The sequence below is a fragment of the Bradyrhizobium sp. USDA 4486 genome, assembly GCF_054057995.1.
Window position 1 is genome coordinate 693,845 of sequence record NZ_JBSRZV010000001.1, and the last position, 18,072, is coordinate 711,916.

Here is an 18,072-nt window from a genome sequence, read left to right on the forward strand (position 1 = left end):
ATCTCCTAGTTGTAGTAGCGCGGCCCGCGGATGTTGGGATGAAGGATCGGCGCATCGTCCGCGGAGCGCTTGGGGGAAGGACGCCGATCGAGATTGTTGGCGAGGATCGATTTGACCGAGCCGTAGGTGCGGGCGCCGATGTCGATCGCCCGCAGGGCGGCGGCATCGAGCCGCTCTTGCCCGTAGGATCTGGCGAGCCGGATGATGCCGAGGCAGGCGCGGAAGCCCTGCTCGGGGTGCGTGCGTTCATCGAGGATCAGGTTGCACAGCGCCGCGGTGGCCGATCCGATCGAGGCGGCATCCTTGCGGATGCGCTCGATGGTCCAGCCGGCGTAGCGCCGATGACTGGACGCCATGTGTTCCGGCAGGGTGGTGTGCTTGTGGTTGCCGCTCATGCGCTGATGCGCGGCGATCCGCTCACCCTTGTGGAATATCTCGACGGTGCGGGCGGTGAAGCGCACCTCGACCTCGGCGCGGACGAAGCGATGCGGGACGCTGTAGTAATGCGCCTCGACCTCGACGTGATAATCGATGCTGACCCGGCAGATCCGCCACTCGGCGAACACGTAAGGGCTCTCCGGCAAGACCCTGAGTGCCGGCCGGTCGATCTCCTCCAGCAGCTTGCGGCGGGTCACGCCGAGCCGCCGGATCGGTCGCTCCTCGTTGAGCCGGGTCATTAACTCGGCGATCGCCGCGTTGACCTCGGCGAGGCTGTGGAAGGTCCGATGGCGCAGCCGTCCGAGCAGCCAGCGCTCGACCATGAGGACCGCCTGCTCGACCTTCGCCTTGTCCCGGGGCCGCCGTGGCCTGGCCGGCAGAATGGCGGTGCCGTAATGCGCCGCCATGTCGGCGTAGCTGCGGTTGATCTGCGGATCGTACAGGCAGGCCTTGATCACGGCGACCTTGGTGTTGTCCGGCACCAGCAGTGCCGGCACGCCGCCGATCGCCTCGAAGGCGCCGACATGGCCATCGATCCAGTCGGCGAGCCCCTGCGTCCAGGTCGCCTGCGCGTAGGTGAAGCTCGATGCGCCGAGCACCGCGACGAAGATCTGCGCAACTCGCCGCTCGCCGGTGAACCGGTCGATCACCACCGGCACGCCGTCGCCCGCATAATCGACGAACAGCTTGTCGCCGGCTGCATGCGACTGGCGCATCGTCACCGACAGCCGGCCTTCCCAGGCCCGGTAGAGCTCGCAGAACCGCGAATAGCGATACCCGCCGGGTTCGCCGGCGATGTACTCCTCCCACAGGATCGCCAGCGTCACGTGCTTGCGCCGGAGCTCGCGGTGCACCGCCGCCCAGTCCGGCTCCGCCTGCCGGCGATGGCCACGCCGGGTGCCGAGACCGGCTCCCGTGCTGGCGAACAACCGGGCTTCCAGCACAGCGTCGGTGATGTCGTCGGGCAATGGCCAGGTCAGCCCAGCCGCCTCGAACCGGCGGATCGTCAACCGCACCGTCGAAGGCGCTGTCCCCACCCGCCGCGCAATCTCGCGGGTCGGCATCCCGGCCGACTTCAATCTGATCACATCGCGCACATGGCGCATCGCAAACCTCTCCGTCGGCATCCAGGTCCCCCTTCGCAAAGCCGAAAGGCGGGACCGTAGCGGAGCCAGAAGAGGCCTCGTCACCCGGGCGACATCATCCCGGAATGGTGGGCGAGATCATCTCGGAATGGTGGGCGAGATCAAATCGGAACGGTGGGCGAGATCATTCCGGAATGGTGGGCGACATCGAGCGGAATCAGCAGCTTCCGATGTGCGCGCGGATAAGGTCTCATATTTTGAGGTTGGTGCGTGTTCAGTGTGGAAACGACTGCTCTCCTTAGAGCCGTGCATTCTGCGAGGATATTCCCGTCAGCGAAGTCGGCGTCAGAACGCACTTCGCCTCAAAGATCCTCGCGGCCGCGGCAAAGGGGCAACGTTCGACCGATGCAGTGAGAACAGCGGGTCGCAAGGCCCTGGAGTCACCAACGATGTGGGGTTGATCGTAGGCAGCCGCCGGCGCACGCTGCGGGCCAGTTGCTATACGCGTCCCATCCACGCTGCTTTTTGCTTCCGTTTGTGTTGCGGCGATATTCTCGATCCGAACGTCGGTGTTTCCAACTGTGCCGAGTCCCGCGATGGCGCGAGCGTTGAGACGCCGCCGGCTTCCTGGCGGCTCGGGCTTTTCGTGGCGCCTGGAAGGGCTAGAATGCCGTCGTGGCGGAGCAGGTCACAATCTTCTTCTATGGATTGTTTATGGATCCGGAGGCCCTCCAGGCGAAGGACTGCGGCCGCGCCAGGCTAGGCAGGCTTATGTCGAGCGTTTTGCGCTTAAGCTTGGTGCACGTGCCACGCTGGTCGCAAGGAGAGATAGCCGAGTCTACAGCACAATAATGCGGCTTACTCGCGCCGAGGTCGACCAGCTATATTCCGACCCCAGCGTCGCTGCGTACCGGCCCGAGCCAGTGCTGGCGAAGTTGGCGGATGGGACGGCTGAGCTCGCCCTTTGTTTCAATGTGCCGGGTTCGCCGCAGGGAACGACCGGTAATCCCGAATATGTTGATGCGTTGCAAGCGATCGCTCGGAAATGGGCTTGCCAGAGGCGTACGTCGCAGCGCTCGCGAGCTGAGGCGACCCGGCCGGTTCGATGAAGGCCGCAGCGAACTCAATCGCTGCGGCCCGCGCAAGGTCAAATGAACCGGGTGAAAACGATCTACGTGAACTATGGACCCAGCCCCGGCTTGCCGATTCTTCCCGGTAGCTTCAGTTCCGGCGACAACAAATGTGAACCCGCTGTGCCTTTTGGCATCGCCCTATTTACCAAACCAGAGCGCTACCCGGCCCGGCATTGCCAGCTGTTTCATAAAAATGCAATCCTTGAGGGAGCACAATCAAATTTGCATCCTGATAAAGAAGAGGAGGCAATGGTGAGTGAAAGAGGGGCTAGGGCAAGCAGATTTGTTGTTCGAATGGGAGGCACTGGTTGGATGGTTTACGATCGAGAGCGCAAGGGACCTGCGCTGATCGGGACCGATTGGGCAGCTAATCTGACGAAGGAGCAGGCAGAACGAGCATACCGAACTTTGTCCCGATCAGTTGGAGAGCCGGAAGGGCCACCGACTTAGTCAGTTCAGCGTCGCGCCTTTGCCAGCAGATCTTCCCCCCGGCGTCAGCAGCCGCACATAGGTCCCGCTCTCGTGCAGCTCGAGCCAGCCGCGATCGGCGCGGGCCTTCAACTTTGCCCTGTCTTGTGCGTTACCTTTGCACCATGGCCGTGACGGACGCAGAACTCTTCCGCAAGGAAGCCGAGGATTGCCTCCACCTGGCGGAGGAAGGCGAGCAGCGCCCTAGACAAGGAAGAGTGGCAGCGCTTGGCCGCCGAGTGGCTTAAGCTCGCACAGGAAGCTGAGAGTCGTGGAGGTCGATGGTTTCGCACCTGATATGCACGGCATCACGAAGTGCGACCTCTGGTCGTTGCCGGGTCGACTAATGATTGTTCGACGGTGCCAGCGCACGCAGGCCCGCCTGACGGATCTCGTATCGCTCGCAGCGAGGATCGCCGCGTTTCACCAGAGTGATCTCTTGGAAGTTGTATTTTGGTTCACAGTGCAATAGCCCATATTCCGACAAATACGGGTATGGTGCGCGCCAACATAGATTCACGCCCGCCGGAACGTCTTGTGGATACCCGCGTATCGTGTAGGTGCAGACCTCGCGGAGGCTAGGATCTGCCCTTCCGGACGTCTCGGCTCTGCCTTGAGCTGCCTCTTGTGCATGAGCCTGGAAAAGCGGAGCCAATGCGAAGAATACCACCAAAACGGCACGCATTTTGTTTCCTCTTGGTTTCAAAAGGCGCCCTCAAATTGCGACCATCAGGTTAATCATACGCTCCCGCCCCATTTGAGCTGCCAGGGCGCTTCGATACTGCACGCGATAACGGCCCCGGCGCGCGAGGCTGGCGGACACGCCGGAGCCGTTCGTCTCCGTGCGCTCCGCCGCGCGCAAAGCCACTGTACAGGGAAGGAGCGGCAAAGTGAGATGCGCTCCGGGAGTAACCCATGAGGCCATCTCAATGACCTTGACGGCGGATTCATCGTCGGAGTCTGATCGGGCGCCATGGGGCAGCACCAGCACGACACCGACAAGCTCGCGCGCATGGAGCGGCTTTGCCGTGGCGCGGTGCTGCCGCTGGAGCGGCCGGCCTGATCGATGTCGCCGGCGGCTTTGAGGCGGTAAACGACCAGGAGCCCGCTGGTCTAACAGCCGGCGGGCTTCTCTCTTGCGGCCCTCTTAAGCGACCAGTTTAATGGCCTCGATCACCGGGAGGATCGCAATGCAAAAATTGATTATGGCGGCTGTAATGGCCGCCGCACTCGTACTTGCAGCATGTAGCAGAGAACCTGGGCCAAAGGGAGATCCAGGACCCCAGGGGCCGGCTGGCCCGCAAGGTGCCCAGGGGATTCAGGGCGTGCCAGGTCCCCAGGGGGCAGCAGGCGCTCAAGGACCCCAAGGACCACAGGGGCCGAAGGGTGACAAGGGAGACAAAGGCGATCCGGCGTCGGTCAACATCCGAGCGTTGCAGGCGGACGGCGCCGTCAATTGCGACAGCAGCGAAACGCTTGTGTCGGTGTTCTGCCCCAGTGGTGGCAGCGCGGATGGCGGGAAGTGCGGCACTTCACCGACGATTGGCCTTTGCCTGAAAAAGTAAAACTGGAGTCAGACCCCGCCGGTTCATGCTGGCGGGCTTTGTGCTCGGGCTGATGACGGGGACCAAATCGTTGGAGTTGATCCGTACATTCTATTCGCGCCGCAGTCACAACTGGCGCGTGCATGCGGCATAATCGCATTGAGGTTGCTTTTCTTTGCGAAACATCTCAACAGGGTGTCTAATGATGGTTAAACTCTGAAGGTTTAGCATTTTGGGGTTCATGGTCATGCGCCACTTTTCGAGGCGACGACACCCCGAGAAACGCAAGCCACCCTCCAAGTGGGTCGTCGTGTACGGAGGCATGTCCGTGGAGTGTAGCGACGAGGCAAGCGCGAAGAATTTGGCGGCCAAGCTCCGTCGGAAAGGGTACCGGCTGGCGGCTCGAACGGCGGAGGGCGTGTCGCCTTCCTGCCGAATTGATCCCGAGGAGCTGGACGAGTGGCTGAGCCGGGAAACCAAACTGAGTTGATGGACAGGCCGCTTCTGCAGGGCAAGGCGGTGAAATACAAGACCCCCGCCTATTCACGCTGGCGGGCCTTTCTCAGCGTCGGGTTGGTGTGGGGAGCCAGTGAGGATTTCGTACGCTCGCTCTGCCTGCTCCTTCGTCAGATTGGCTGCGAACTCGGTCCCGACCACCGCCGGGCCTTTGCGCTCACGATCGTAGACCATCCAACCGAGGCCTCCCATGCGAACGAGAAATCTGTTCCGAGGCGCGGCGCTGTCAGTCAAGAGCAGTCCTCCTGATGCCCCTAACAAGTACGCCACGCCTATTCCTACGGTTATGTGAATCACCCAGGGAAAAATGGACGCATCTCTGGCCGCGTTCCTGGCGGGAACCTCGGCCAGTGTGCTCAAACGAACAGAGCAGCGCTCGGGCCGCCTCAGCCCGCGTCTTGGCGGACCGCGATCGCAAGCCGCTGATTGCCTCGTTCGAAGTCGGGCTGGACATCGGCACCGCGTGATCCGCAGGCTTGGCAGACAAACCGCGGCTCGAGATCGGACAGCCGACCATCGTCAGGCCAACGATCGGCACTCAGCGCGACGTGATGGCCGCAATGGCAGTAGATCGGGATCCCGCGTAGGCCCTCTCGCGCATCTCGCCGAACGTGATCTTAAGCGGCCGACCATCGGCCTGCGTTGGCGTGTGGCGTCGGACAGGGCGAGGCATGCCGCCATCAAAGCGGCATCATAAGTGTCTCGCCTTATCAATAGCTGGTGGTTCCGAGCGGGCGCGGGCTACTGGGCGCCGTGGGTGTGGAAAAGCGAAGTGTGTCGGTCACGCAGGGGGCGCGATCAAGGGCGCCGCTTATATCCAAAGGGGTACAGACCCGATTGCCGAATCACCCTAGACCTCGGCATGCCTCGGCGGCCCCCCATTACTGTCGAGGCCTCCAACAGCGGCTCCGGCGGGTTGTGCTGGGGCCGTTTTTTGACCTGCAAGCTGCCCTCACTGGCTATTTCGCATTGGCGGCAAGCTGCGGGTTGCTTCCAGCGACTGCTACCGAAGGACTTTGGGCAGCACGACGACAACCTCAATCACTTGTTTCAAGATCTCCGTAGCCAGATCCGAAATCACCAAGGCGAAGTCATCTTCGATCTCCGCGGCGATGCTTTCGTCCTTCGCATAGACGTACAAGAGGGGTCCATCCACTTCAGCAAATCTGACGCCAGCGAACACGCGATAGAACACAGTCGCGCCTATTACACCGGCTAGCTTTGCCTGAATCGCGTAGTCTTGGGTGTCGCTGAGATCCATAGCGCGGAGATAAAGTCACTTCCCGCGAAAACAAGTCTTAAAAAAACTTTCAGCAACCTATTGCAAGCGAGCTGGCGGGGACTCTTGCTGTCTGCGGGCGCGGTTCTCACGCACTCCGCCCCCCAGTTACCCAACCTCGCTTCCCGTCGATGGCAACTTAGGGCCGGCATCGCTGAGACGATGAACCAGGCTCTGCCCGAGGCAACAAAGTTGGCATGAGATACTCTGTCGTTAGCCTTTCGTCACCTGTGCGTACAGGCGATGTTACTCCCGGATTATAGATCGTCGCGAACATCCCGTCTGGGCGCTCCGGCAGGAGTCACCAACGCTGACGGTGACGTTCGCGGTCGGTTCTCCGGTGGAAACCAATTTCCCTGAGGAAAAACCTTCCACGAACGTTAGAACGAAGAGGGACTCTAGCGAACATGCCCGAGCGGCATGCCAAGCGTTCTGGCTTTCTGACGCAGGGATGCCTCGGTTCGCTTCATAGCTTTAGCGATCTTCGTGACCGGAGTCCGTGCCCTTGAATGGGCGCGCAACTCTTTGACGTCTGCCGCTGTGTACTCGCGCCGGACTCGCTTCTTCACTTTTTTGGACATAACGACTCCATTGACAAAAACTTCGCTCCCAGTAGTCGGAGATGTGGGCGCCGCAATGACCAAGGCATGTATTTTAGCAAGGACAAGCGTCAGCCAGCGACCTTGCCGGCGGCGCGAAGCCTCAGCGGCTCGGTAGCCGGTCCACAATACTGGACAACACTTTTGGTGGTAGCTTGATAGCAGAGAGTCTCCAGGTCGAGCCTTCGAAGTGCATGCTAACGCTTCCGGCGTCCTGACTCTCGCCAAGCCTCACGGAAAATTCGACGGGCTTCACTAGCGAGATCCGGCTTGCGAAAACGAAGAAGTTTGAGGCGTCGAGCTCGGCAAGTGAAGACATCGTCCCAAAAGTGATGTTCTCTGCTCCGTTCCGAACGGTACCACTCTTCAGTAGCACGGAGAGATTTTCAGACGTCATGAGCTTGGTCACAAAATCATCCGCGATCGTTGCGCCAAACGCGTTGATAGCCATTCGTTCGAACGCGCGTACAGGCCGCTTTTGGCCAAGACGATGGAGATAGGCCGATACTATTTGGTCGACGAGCGAATGGCGAACGCGCGGCAAATTCGTCCGAACCATCACCTCTGCAGTGTTTCCGCTCCGCACGGCCGAAACCAGGCTCAGGGCAGAAACAAAAGCGGATCCCGCGTATACCAGAAGGAAGATCAGGAAAGCCGTGACGATGCCCACAAGCCACTTCATGATGCGGCAATCGAAATGGTTGGGCTTCGTTCCAATGGCTTATGTCACAAGAAGACGGCAGCACTATGCGCCTGTATCCTCCGGCGAGAGCAGGAACTGACTGGTGGTGGCTGTGCTCGGCGGAGCTCGAGCACACGCCATTAAGGGGAGGGGAGCCGCCGGGATCTCGGGTCGGTCCGACCGGAATCCGCAACCATCCAGAACGCTGATCGCCAGGCGCTTTGGACGGCACCCAACGCTTCGAAGCCATCAAGCGTGCGGTACCCCCGTCCGTTGGGGCGCAGGCGTAAATTGGATCCACAGCCTCGAAAAGAACACAAGAGAGGCCAGGAACGCAGCGCTGGTTTGCTGGTTGCCGGTTTTTCCCGGACAGGGTGGAGTGTGGTCACGTGGATGGCGCGGAGCAAGCTGGCACCAAGACGGCGGATGCCTCTCAAAAAAGAGCAATGAAAGACATCGCCACAGAGGCGGGTTTCGGCGCAGTGGTACTGGGAGCCATGGCTGGCTGGCTTTACGCTTTGACCCGAGGCGTCATTCTCGCGATAAGCTGGATTGTTAGTTAGAGTCTGATAGCCGCTACGCTACTAGTGTCGCAAGCTTCAGCACCGCGCACATCAGCATTCCCCACATTGCGAGACTGATGAGCAGTCCGCCCAACATGCTGCGCCCTCCGGGCACTTGGTATCAATAGCCTGCTGCTGATTCGACGAATTTGCCAGAAATTCCCGTTGTGCGGTGCAATCACGGAGGAAGGGGGCGGCGGATCAGGGATGGCGGCTATGGTGAGGTTCCGGCATACATCAATAAATGGAGTTTGACCGCTTCGCCCAGCATGCAAACCGTCCGGAGGGGTGACTACCAGCCTCGGCCGGCTGAGCCCGGCTGGCATTGTCCGGCAACCGAGTTCGGCCGGGAAAGAGGTCGGGTCATCGGATGCTGGACTCCGTTCCAGCCAGCATCTTGAATCAAAAACCTGCCAAAACCGGAATCCCTGCTCCAGTTAGCAAGACCGGTTGGGGCTAACCTGCGTCGGCCTTCAGCCCGGCCGCCTGGATGCCAGCCACCGCGCAGGCCTCATCATTGTCGGAGGTGTCGCCCGAGACGCCGACGGCGCCGAGCAGAGTCATCCTGTCCATGATCAGCACGCCGCCGGGGACAGGGACCAGCGCGCCCCTGGCAATCGTGTTCACTGCGTCGATGAAATAGGCCTGCTCCTGCGCGCGCTGGAACAGGGCGCGCGAGCCCATGCCCATGGCGAGTGCGCCATAGGCTTTGCCGTGCGCGATCTCGGCGCGCATCAGGCTGGTGCCGTCCTGCGCCGCCGCGATCTTGAGCACGCCGCGCGCGTCCAGGATGGTGACGACCAGCGGCTTCAGCTTCAGCTCGACGGATTTTGCGAAGGCGGCGTCGAGGATCTTTCGGGCGGTGTCGAGCGTGAGCTCAGCCATGGCTGTTTTCCTTTGCAGCGGTTGAAGTGGAATTGGTTCCGGCGCGGTCGAGGCTCATCGCCAGCACGCGCGCGACGTGAAGCGCCTCGCGCTGGGCGCCGTCATGGATCTGGTGCCGGCAGGAGGTGCCGTCGGCGACAACCAGCGTGCTCTGGTCCGCGCGCCGCACCGCGGGCAGCAGCGACAGCTCGGCCATCTCGATCGAGGCATCATAGGTGTCCGCACCATAGCCGAAGGCGCCGGCCATGCCGCAGCAGCTGGACTCGATGGTTTCGACCGTGAGGTCGGGGACGAGGCGCAGCACCTGCTGGACCGGCTTAAAGGCACCGAAGGATTTTTGGTGGCAATGGCCGTGCACCATGGCCTTGTCAGCGACGGCGCCGAGTGGCAATTGCAGCCGGCCGGCCTCGGCCTCGCGCACCAAAAACTCCTCGAAGGTGAGCGCGTGGGCGCCGATCGCCTTGGCGTCGTTGTCCTGGCGCAGCGAGCCGAGCTCGTCGCGCAGCGTCAGCAGGCAGCTCGGCTCGAGGCCGACGACCGGCACGCCGCGCGCGGCGAAGGGCGCGAAGGCCGCGACGAGCCGGTCGAGCTCGGCCCTCGCTTCATCGACGAGACCAGCCGAGAGGAAGGTGCGGCCGCAGCAGAGCGGGCGGCTGCCGCTCGCGGGCCTTGGCATGTGCACGCGATAGCCGCCGGCCGCGAGCACGCGGAGCGCGGCGTCAAGATTCTCGCGCTCGTAGATGCGGTTGAACGTATCGGCGAACAGAACGACCTCACGGCCGCTTTCCGGACCGACGCTATCAGCGGGCGGCACGAACACGTCGCTACGGAAGGCGGGCAGGGCGCGGCGTGCGCTGATGCCGGCAAACCGCTCGAACAGCTTTCGCAGCAGCGGGCTGCGGTTGCGCCAATTCGCCAGCGGCGCGAAGCGCGCGACTAGGCCGGCATAGCGCGGCAAGTAGCCGACCAGGCGGTCGCGCAGCGTCAGGCCGTGGCTTGCGGCGTGCGCGGCGAGCACCTCGATCTTCATCTTGGCCATGTCGACGCCGGTTGGGCATTCGTGGCGGCAGGCCTTGCAGGAGACGCAGAGCTTCAAGGTCTCCATCATCTCGTCGGAGGCGAGCGCATCGGGGCCGAGCTGGCCTGATATCGCGAGCCGCAGCGTGTTGGCGCGCCCTCGCGTGACGTCCTTCTCGTTGCGCGTGGCGCGATAGGACGGGCACATCACGCCGCCCTCGAGCTTGCGGCAGGCGCCGTTGTTGTTGCACATCTCGACCGCGCCCTGGAAACCACCACCGGCGCCGGGATAGGCGGACCAGTCGAGTTTTGTTTTCAGCTCGCCAACGCGATAGTCGGGCTTGAAGCGGAACAGCGAGCGATCGTCCATTCTGGGCGCATCGACGATCTTGCCGGGATTGAGCACGCCGTCGGGATCGAAGCGCTGCTTCACCTCCCTGAAATCGGCGACAAGGCGCTTGCCGAACATCGTCTCGTGGAATTCGGAGCGCACCAGGCCGTCGCCATGCTCGCCGGAATGCGAGCCCTTGTACTCGCGCACCAGCGCGAAAGCCTCCTCGGCGATGGCGCGCATCGCCTTGACGTCCTTCTCCAGCTTCAGGTTCAACACGGGCCGCACGTGCAGACAGCCCTCGGAGGCGTGCGCATACATCGTGCCGCTGGTGCCGTGCTCGGCAAACACCTCGTTCAGCCGCGCGGTGTAGTCGGCGAGGTGCGGCAGCGGCACGGCGCAGTCCTCGACGAACGAGACCGGCTTGCCCTCCTGCTTCATCGACATCATGACGTTGAGGCCGGCAGCGCGGAAATCGGCGATGCCGCTTTGCAGCGCCGGCTCGGTGATCTCGACCACGCCGCCCCATTTGCGCGGCTCGTTGTTCCAGCCGAAGCCGAGGTCGCCCATCAGCTCGGTGAGCTGCTTGAGACGTACAAGGTTGTCCGCCTGATCTTCTTCAGCGAACTCGACCACCAGCACCGCATCCGGATCGCCCTTGATCGCAGCGGAGATGATCGGGCGAAACATCGCGATATCGCGGCCGAGCGCGATCATGGTGCGGTCGACCAGCTCGACCGCGATCGGCTTCAGCTTGACCAGGTGCTGCGCCGCATCCATCGCCTCGTAAAAACTGCCGAAATGGCAGACGCCGAGCGCCTTGTTGCGGATGACGGGCCACAGCTTCAGCTCGACCTTGGTGGTGAAGGCGAGGGTGCCTTCCGAGCCGACCAGCAGATGCGCCATGTTGTTCGGCGCATTGCGCGGCACCAGGGCGTCGAGATTGTAGCCGCCGACGCGGCGCTGCACCTTTGGAAAGCGCGCCGCGATCTCATCGGCCTCGCGGCTGCCGAGATCGAGCATGTCGCGGAACAGCGCGCGGGTGCTGTCGGGCACCTCGACGTCGGAGAGATCGCGCGAGACTTCGCCGAAACGGCTCAGCGTGCCATCGGCGAGCGCGGCCTCCATCGACAGCGTGTTGCCGCGCATGGTGCCGTAGCGGAGCGAGCGGCCGCCGCACGAATTGTTGCCGGCCATGCCGCCGATGGTGGCGCGCGACGCCGTGGAGACGTCGACCGGAAACCACAGGCCGTGCTTTCTGAGCTGGCGGTTGAGGTCGTCGAGCACGATGCCGGGCTCGACCATGCAGGTGCGGCCCTCGACGTCGAGCGACAGGATGCGGTTGAGGTGCTTCGAGAGATCGACCACGAGGCCGTCATTGACGGTCTGGCCGCATTGCGAGGTGCCGCCGCCGCGCGGGGTGACCTTCAGCCCCTCGTCGCGGGCGATCGCCAGCGCCCTCAAGGCCTCGCCCATGGTCTTCGGCACCACCACGCCCGCCGGCATGATCTGATAGAACGAGGCGTCGGTGGCGTAGCGGCCGCGGCTGAAGGGGTCGAACAGGACGTCGCCGGTCACTTCCGACCGCAGGCGCCGTTCGAGCGAGGAGGCGTTTGTCATTCCTGACTCCCGGACTGCCCCAGCGAGGCTCAGGCCTTGCTGAGTTATTCATTATGGCTTTTGACCGATTATATTATGAATTCAAAATGAGCAAGCCGGCCGCCCCTAGGGCGAAGCTGGTGCGTCCTCTTGGGGCTCGGTCAGGTGCTCGATCGCGGCCGTCCGCTTGTTGCGCAGGTGCTGGAACAGGATGTCGCTGAGCTCGCTGGCGGCTCTCCGGCGCAGCGCATCGAGGATGGCCTCGTGCTCACGCATCGCCTCGGCCCAGCGCTGCCGCTTGCGGGCGAAGTTGGCGGAGTAGCGGACGCGGCGAATGCGGCCGGCGAAATTGGCGTAGGCCGTCTTCAGCGTGTCGTTGCGTGCAGCTGCGACGATGCTCTCGTGGATGCGCTGGTTGGTCTGGAAATAGCCGTGCATGTCGCGATGCAGATAGTGGCCGTACATCTCGTAGTGCAGCTGCTCAATCGCGGTGATTTCTGTATCCGTAATGGCCTCGCAGGCGAGGCGCCCGGCGAGGCTCTCCAGTCCCGCCATGACGTCGAACAGTTCTTCCAGGTCGCGCTGGCTGAGCTGTCGCACCCGCGCGCCGCGGTTGGGCAGCAGCTCGATCAGGCCCTCGGCGGCGAGCACCTTGAGCGCCTCGCGCAGCGGCGTGCGGGAGATGCCGAGCATCTCGCAGAGTTGCCGCTCGGGAACGCGCGCGCCTTCCGGGATGTTGCCCTCGACCACGTAGTCGCGCAGCCGCAGCAGGATCTCGCCGTGAAGCGAGGCCTCCTGACGGTCGCCGCCATTGCCAGCCGGTGGGGCGATCGGAACCCCGGTATCGGGAATCGTGGATTTCATTTGCAGCACAGTAGTTTGCCGGGTCAGTCGCGTCGACGTCCACGATCGCATACCAGATTTCGATTGAAATGACAAAAAATGAATGCAAAATAGCCTCCGGAGCCGGCCAGAATCCGCCGACAGGGAGGTTTTCATGCATCAGGGACGCCATTTCCTTCAGATTCCGGGCCCGAGCCCGGTCCCCGAGCGTGTCCTGCGCGCGATGGACATGCCGGTGATTGACCACCGGAGCGCCGAGTTCGGCGAGCTCGGCAGGACCGTGCTCGAGGGCAGCCGGAAGATTTTCCAGACCCAAGGCCCGGTCGTGATCTTTCCGTCCTCGGGGACCGGCGCTTGGGAGGCTGCGATCGTCAACACGCTGTCACCGGGCGACAAGGTGCTGATGGTCGAGACCGGCCATTTCGCCACCCTGTGGCGGCAGATGGCGGGCCGCTTCGGTATCGAGGTCGATTTCGTGCCGGGCGACTGGCGCCGCGGCGCTGACCCCGCCGTGATCGAAGCAAAGCTGACCGAGGACAAGGCGCGCGCGATCAAGGCCGTCATGGTCGTGCACAACGAGACCTCGACCGGCGCGACCAGCCGCATCGCCGAGATCCGCGCCGCGATCGATCGCGCCGCACATCCGGCCCTGCTGATGGTCGACACCATTTCCTCGCTCGGCTCGGTCGACTACCGCCACGACGAATGGAAGGTCGACGTCAGCGTCAGCTGCTCGCAGAAGGGCTTCATGCTGCCGCCCGGCCTCGGCTTCAACGCGATCTCGGAGAAGGCGCTGGCTGCGTCCAAGACCAACAAGATGCCGCGCTCCTATTTCGACTGGGAGGAGATGCTCAAGCCCAATGCCAGGGGCTTCTTCCCCTATACGCCGGCGACCAATCTGCTCTACGGCCTGCGCGAGGCGATCGCGATGCTGCTCGAGGAGGGGCTCGACAACGTGTTCGCGCGGCATCAGCGGCTGGCGGCCGCAACGCGTGCCGCCGTCAATCATTGGGGCCTCGAAGTGCTCTGCCAGGAGCCGTCAGAGTTCTCGCCGGTGCTCACGGCAGTGCTGATGCCGCCGGGCCATGATGCCGACCAGTTCAGAAAGGTCGTGCTCGACAATTACAACATGTCGCTTGGCTCCGGTCTGTCGAAGGTCGCCGGAAAAGTCTTCCGCATTGGTCATCTCGGCGAATGCAATGCGCTGACCTTGCTCGGCGCGCTCACCGGCGTCGAGATGGGTCTCTCGGTTGCCGGCGTGCCGCACCGCTCCGGCGGCGTCGATGTTGCGATGAAGCTCTTGGAGCAGCGCCCAGAGGGCAACGCGTCGCCGCATCTGAAAGTGGTCGGCACTTAAAGCTGCGCGGGACACGCGGCTGACAATCACAACAAGCAATCAGGGAGGGGTGGAGATGGCAATTCGATTCAAGGCGACGCATATCGTGCTGGCGATGCTCTGCGCGATGTATTTCATCACCTATGTCGACCGGGTGAACATCGGCACCGCCGCGAGCGAGATCCAGAAGGAGCTGGGTCTGTCGAACACCCAGCTCGGCCTCGTCTTCTCCGCCTTCGCCTATCCCTACCTCTTGTTCCAGGTGATCGGCGGCTGGGTCGGCGATCATTTCGGGCCGCGCAAGACGCTGTTCTGGTGCGGCATGATCTGGGCGGTCGCCACCATAATGACCGGCTTCGTCAACGGTCTCGCTGCGCTGTTCGTCGCACGCTTCGCGCTCGGCTTCGGCGAGGGCGCGACGTTCCCGACGGCGACGCGCGCGATGCAATACTGGACGCCGGCAAACCGCCGCGGCTTCGCGCAAGGCCTGACCCATTCTTTCGCCAGGCTCGGCAATGCGGTGACGCCGCCGGTGGTGGCGCTGTTGATCCTATGGCTGACCTGGCGCGGCGCCTTCGTCGTGCTCGGCTTCGTCAGCCTCATCTGGGGCGTGATCTGGGTCTGGTACTTCCGCAACGAGCCGAAGGACCACGCCTCGATCACTGAGGCCGAGCTCGCAGCGTTGCCGCCGCGCCCGAGCGGCGAGCGGCCGCGCGTGCCCTGGGGCCCACTGCTCGGGCGGATGTGGCCGGTGACGCTGACCTATTTCTGCTACGGCTGGTGCCTGTGGCTGTACCTGAACTGGCTGCCGCTGTTCTTCAAGAACAACTACAATCTCGACATCAAGAACTCGGCACTGTTCGCCTCGGGCGTGTTCTTCGCCGGTGTGGTCGGCGACAGCGTCGGCGGTGTTCTCTCGGACAAGATCCTCGATCGCACCGGCAATGTCCGCCTGGCGCGGCTCAGCGTCACCGTAACAGGGTTTACGGGGGCGCTGCTCTCGCTGTTTCCGATCCTGTTCGTCCACGACATCACCGTCGTAGCGCTGTGCCTGTCGGCCGGCTTCTTCTGCGCCGAGCTCGTGATTGGCCCGATGTGGTCGATCCCGATGGACATCGCCCCGAAATATTCCGGCACCGCGTCGGGAATCATGAACACCGGCTCGGCCTTCGCCGCCATTGTATCGCCGCTGGTTGCCGGCTTCGTGATCGACATGACGGGCAACTGGTACCTGCCGTTCCTGATGTCGATGGGCCTGCTACTGCTCGGCGGCGTCTCGGCCTTCCTGATGCATCCAGAACGCCCGTTCACGGAGGCCGAGGGTCGCGTGCCCTCAGGCCGGGTGGTGGCTGCGGAATAGGGGCGTTCACAATTGCCCGTCGTGCCGGGGGCTTGTCCCGGGCATCCACGTTCTTCGTCCCATGGGTAAGACGTGGATGGCCGGGACAGCCCGGCCATGACGCTCTGGAAATAGGGCGGCGGAGGTCCGCCGGTTATGCATGGGAGAGGCCTTTAGGAGAGGGGACAAGCCGGTCAAATGGTGCTATTCGGCGGCCACCAAAATCAAGGCTAGACCGGGAAGGACGCCGATGACCGTGCATACTGGAAGGCATTTCCTACAGATTCCAGGACCGACCAACGTGCCTGACCGCGTGCTGCGGGCGATGGACATGCCGACGCTGGATCATCGCGGTCCGGAGTTCGCCGAGCTCGGTTTCGCCGTCCTCGCCGCAATGCAACGCGTGTTCCGCACCAAGCAGCCCGTGATCATCTTCCCCTCGTCCGGCACCGGCGCCTGGGAAGCGGCGATGGTCAACGTGTTCGCCCCCGGCGACAAGGTCTTGATGTGCGAGACCGGCCAGTTCGCCGTGCTGTGGCGCGGCATCGCCGACAAGTTCAAGCTCGACGTCGACTTCATCCCGAGCGACTGGCGCCATGGCGCCGACCTCGCCGAGATCGAGACGCGCCTTGCCGCCGACAAGCAGCACAAGATCAAGGCGGTCTGCGTCGTGCACAACGAGACCTCGACCGGTTGCGTGACGCCGCCCCTGGAGGTGCGCAAGATCCTCGACCGGGTGAAGCACCCGGCGCTGCTGATGGTCGACACCATTTCCGGCCTCGGCTCGATGGAATACGAGCACGACGCCTGGGGCATCGACGTCTCGGTCGCGGGCTCGCAGAAAGGCCTGATGCTGCCGCCGGGCCTCGGCTTCAACGCGGTCTCGGAGAAGGCGCTCAACGTCGCCAAGGCCAATCCGGGCATGCGCTCCTATTGGGACTGGCAGGAGGTCATCAGCTTCAACAAGCTCGGCACCTTCCCCTACACGCCCGCGACCAATCTGCTCTATGGCCTGCGCGAAGCGGTGAAGATGCTGGAGGAGGAGGGCCTCGAGAACGTCTGGGCCCGCCACAAGCGTCACAGCGCGGCGACGCGCGCTGCGGTCAAGGTCTGGGGCCTCGAGACGCAGTGCGCCGATCCCGCCGCGCATTCGCCGGCGCTGACCGGCGTGCGCGTGCCGGAAGGGTTCGACGCCGACGCCTTCCGCAAGGTGGTGCTGGAGAATTTCGACATGTCGCTCGGCACCGGCCTCAACAAGGTCAAGGGCAAGGTGTTCCGCATCGGCCATATCGGCCATTTCAACGATCTGATGCTGATGGGCACGCTTGCCGGCGTCGAGATGGGCCTCGATCTTGCAAAGATGCCACACCGGAGCGGCGGCGTGCTGGCGGCCATGGACGTCCTGAAGGGACGCGATGTGGTGCCGATGACCAAGGCTCAGGTGGCTTAAGGTTCAGGCAGCCTGAACCAAATTTAAGAAAGTGAGCGCGCGATGAACCTACCTGCGACTGCCAACGAAGACCTGCTCTACTCCGTCACCGACGGCATCGCGCGGATCACCTTCAACCGCCCCCAGGCGCGCAACGCCATGACATTCGCCATGTATGACCGCATGGCGGAGATCTGCCAGGAGATCAACGTCGATCGTTCGATCAAGGCGCTGATTTTGACCGGCGCCGGCGACAAGGCATTTGCCTCCGGCACCGATATTTCCCAGTTTCGTGCGTTCAAGACCGCGCAGGACGCGCTCGACTACGAGGCCCGTATCGACCGCGTGCTCGGCACATTGGAGCAATGCCGCGTGCCGGTGATCGCGGCGATTGCCGGCGCCTGCACCGGCGGCGGCGCCGGGATCGCGGCCTGCTGCGATCTCCGTATCGGCACCGAGACGACGCGGATGGGCTTTCCGATCGCGCGCACGCTCGGCAATTGCCTGTCGATGTCCAACATCAGCCGCGTCGTCGCGCTGGTGGGACCGGCCCGCACCAAGGATCTGATCTTCAGGGCGCGCCTCGTCGAGGCGCCGGAAGCGCTCGCGCTCGGCCTGCTCAACGAGGTCGTGCCCGACGTCGAGACGCTTCAGCGGCGCGCCGACGAGACCGCCAAGCTCGTTGCCAGCCACGCGCCGCTCACGCTGGAAGCGACCAAGGAAGCGGTGCGCCGCATCCGCCGCACGCTGTCGCGCGAAGAGGGCGAGGATCTGATCCTCAAGGCCTATATGAGCGAGGACTTCCGCGAGGGCATGGACGCCTTCCTCAACAAGCGCGCGCCGGTCTGGAAGGGCAAATAGCGCGCCTCCCGCGCTATCTTGCGCCGCGCGATGTGCGGCATCGTGACATCGGCATCACCGTATCGCGGGCAAGGTGCAGCATTGCATCACGAGGCGTAGGGATTCTGTCATGTGTTCGGAATAGC

At 63.3% G+C, this 18,072-nt stretch carries 13 protein-coding genes; 6 read left to right on the forward strand and 7 right to left on the reverse strand.

What is annotated here, in order from left to right; all coding sequences use genetic code 11:
• Nucleotides 1-5 precede the first annotated feature (5 nt).
• Entirely contained in the window at nt 6-1,544 is a 1,539-nt protein-coding gene (gene istA / locus ACVWY3_RS03405) for an IS21 family transposase (protein ID WP_456843282.1), read from the reverse strand.
• 1,130 nt (nt 1,545-2,674) lie between these two features.
• Between istA and ACVWY3_RS03410 the strand changes: the two genes are divergently transcribed.
• A complete protein-coding gene (locus ACVWY3_RS03410; protein WP_456837183.1) occupies nt 2,675-3,106 on the forward strand; it encodes a hypothetical protein in 432 nt (143 codons plus the stop codon).
• A 2,021-nt stretch (nt 3,107-5,127) separates the two neighbouring features.
• A complete protein-coding gene (locus ACVWY3_RS03415) occupies nt 5,128-5,433 on the forward strand; it encodes a hypothetical protein (protein WP_456837184.1) in 306 nt (101 codons plus the stop codon).
• 754 nt (nt 5,434-6,187) lie between these two features.
• Here ACVWY3_RS03415 and ACVWY3_RS03420 read toward each other — a convergent pair.
• The 6 genes from ACVWY3_RS03420 to ACVWY3_RS03445 all read right to left on the reverse strand — a co-directional run bounded on the left by ACVWY3_RS03420 (nt 6,188) and on the right by ACVWY3_RS03445 (nt 13,003).
• Entirely contained in the window at nt 6,188-6,445 is a 258-nt protein-coding gene (locus ACVWY3_RS03420) for a hypothetical protein (RefSeq protein ID WP_456837185.1), read from the reverse strand.
• A 416-nt stretch (nt 6,446-6,861) separates the two neighbouring features.
• A complete protein-coding gene (locus ACVWY3_RS03425; RefSeq protein WP_456837186.1) occupies nt 6,862-7,044 on the reverse strand; it encodes a hypothetical protein in 183 nt (60 codons plus the stop codon).
• Between the two features lie 121 nt (nt 7,045-7,165).
• Complete coding sequence (locus tag ACVWY3_RS03430) at nt 7,166-7,744, reverse strand: DUF2939 domain-containing protein (protein ID WP_456837187.1); 579 nt, start codon at nt 7,742-7,744, stop codon at nt 7,166-7,168.
• A 1,019-nt stretch (nt 7,745-8,763) separates the two neighbouring features.
• Nucleotides 8,764-9,192 (reverse strand): GlcG/HbpS family heme-binding protein, encoded by a 429-nt coding sequence (locus ACVWY3_RS03435; protein WP_456837188.1) that lies wholly within the window; start codon nt 9,190-9,192, stop codon nt 8,764-8,766.
• The gene (locus ACVWY3_RS03440) at nt 9,185-12,160 is read right to left on the reverse strand and encodes an FAD-binding and (Fe-S)-binding domain-containing protein (RefSeq protein ID WP_456837189.1); all 2,976 of its coding nucleotides are present in this window, start codon (nt 12,158-12,160) and stop codon (nt 9,185-9,187) included. Before ACVWY3_RS03440 ends, ACVWY3_RS03435 begins: the two co-directional genes overlap by 8 nt.
• Nucleotides 12,161-12,265: 105 nt before the next feature.
• Nucleotides 12,266-13,003, reverse strand: a complete 738-nt coding sequence (locus tag ACVWY3_RS03445) for a GntR family transcriptional regulator (protein ID WP_456837190.1) — start codon at nt 13,001-13,003, stop codon at nt 12,266-12,268.
• A gap of 133 nt (nt 13,004-13,136) precedes the next feature.
• Between ACVWY3_RS03445 and ACVWY3_RS03450 the strand changes: the two genes are divergently transcribed.
• The 4 genes from ACVWY3_RS03450 to ACVWY3_RS03465 all read left to right on the forward strand — a co-directional run bounded on the left by ACVWY3_RS03450 (nt 13,137) and on the right by ACVWY3_RS03465 (nt 17,947).
• The gene (locus ACVWY3_RS03450) at nt 13,137-14,339 is read left to right on the forward strand and encodes a pyridoxal-phosphate-dependent aminotransferase family protein (protein ID WP_456837191.1); all 1,203 of its coding nucleotides are present in this window, start codon (nt 13,137-13,139) and stop codon (nt 14,337-14,339) included.
• 55 nt (nt 14,340-14,394) lie between these two features.
• Complete coding sequence (locus ACVWY3_RS03455) at nt 14,395-15,678, forward strand: MFS transporter (protein WP_456837192.1); 1,284 nt, start codon at nt 14,395-14,397, stop codon at nt 15,676-15,678.
• A 229-nt stretch (nt 15,679-15,907) separates the two neighbouring features.
• Nucleotides 15,908-17,107 (forward strand): pyridoxal-phosphate-dependent aminotransferase family protein, encoded by a 1,200-nt coding sequence (locus ACVWY3_RS03460; RefSeq protein WP_456837193.1) that lies wholly within the window; start codon nt 15,908-15,910, stop codon nt 17,105-17,107.
• 42 nt (nt 17,108-17,149) lie between these two features.
• Nucleotides 17,150-17,947 (forward strand): enoyl-CoA hydratase/isomerase family protein, encoded by a 798-nt coding sequence (locus tag ACVWY3_RS03465; protein ID WP_456837194.1) that lies wholly within the window; start codon nt 17,150-17,152, stop codon nt 17,945-17,947.
• The last annotated feature ends 125 nt before the right edge of the window (nt 17,948-18,072 follow it).